The organism is Corallococcus llansteffanensis, from assembly GCF_003612055.1.
GTDB classification, from domain to species: Bacteria; Myxococcota; Myxococcia; order Myxococcales; family Myxococcaceae; genus Corallococcus; species Corallococcus llansteffanensis.
This window is the reverse complement of record NZ_RAWB01001094.1, coordinates 1-884: the sequence shown is the minus strand read 5'-3', so window position 1 is coordinate 884 and position 884 is coordinate 1. Positions and strand designations below refer to the sequence as shown.

The window sequence follows — 884 nt, the reverse complement described above, 5'->3', positions numbered from 1 at the left end:
GCCCGGCCCCCACGCCCGCCTTCCGCGTGGAGTACCAGCGCGGCGGCAAGCCGGTGGGCGAACTCACGATGGCGAAGACGCCGGACGGCTCATGGTACGCGCGCACCGAGTTCACCCCGGGCTGGACGCGCATGGGCGGCGGCCTGGAGCCCCTGGCCGAGGAGGCCGTGAAGCTCACCGCGCCCAGGCGCTGAACCCCGCGCCCGTCAGTGCGTCGCGACGGGCCCGGTCTCCACGTCCAGGCGCATGTCCACGAAGCTGTACGCCGGCCACGGCCCGGTGAAGCGGAAGGCGTACACCTCCGTGCGCGCCGCCAGCGCCTTCACGCGCGCCTCGAACGCGGCCACCCGCGCCCGGTCCACCAGGAAGGCCGCGTTGAGCAGCATCCGCTCGCCCAGTGGCGCCGCTTCGTGCATGGCCGCCGCCAGCGGACGCAGCCCGTCGCACAGCACGTCCATGTCCCGCCGGGTGCGCTCCAGCAGCGCCGCCTCCAGCCGCTGCTCGTGGTCCTCCTCCGGCTCCGAAGCCCCGCGCCCAAGCCCCGGCGTCTCCTCCTCCAACTGGCGCGCCAGCGCGTCGCGGTGGAAGTGCACCTTCAACCCCAGCTCCACGCGCCCTTCCAGCGCCGTCAGCGTATCGCTGAGCGTCGCGCGCGCCGTGCGCAGCAGCTCCCGCACGCGCTCCTCCGACGGCAGCACCGTGCCGAAGGCCACCGGCACGAGCGTGTGCTCGCGCAGCACCGCCTCCGTCACGCGCTGGTGCGCCAGCAGGTGGGCCCGCGTGGGCGCCACCCGGAGGCCCGCCACGGCGGACACCAGCGCCAGCAGGCCCCCCTCGCGCACCGCGTGCACCCGCGACGAGCCCAGCCCCGCGAGGTCCGGCTC

At 75.8% G+C, this 884-nt stretch carries 1 protein-coding gene and 1 pseudogene; one reads left to right on the top strand and one right to left on the bottom strand.

The window, feature by feature from the left end; translation table 11 throughout:
- Nucleotides 1–194, top strand: a pseudogene (locus D7V93_RS43540) (hypothetical protein); the annotation flags it as partial.
- A 12-nt stretch (nucleotides 195–206) separates the two neighbouring features.
- On the opposite strand, the gene D7V93_RS43535 reads toward D7V93_RS43540, so the two are convergent.
- Nucleotides 207–884, bottom strand: a 678-nt coding sequence (locus tag D7V93_RS43535; RefSeq protein ID WP_120648724.1) for a GvpL/GvpF family gas vesicle protein, incomplete at its 5' end; no start/stop codon positions are given.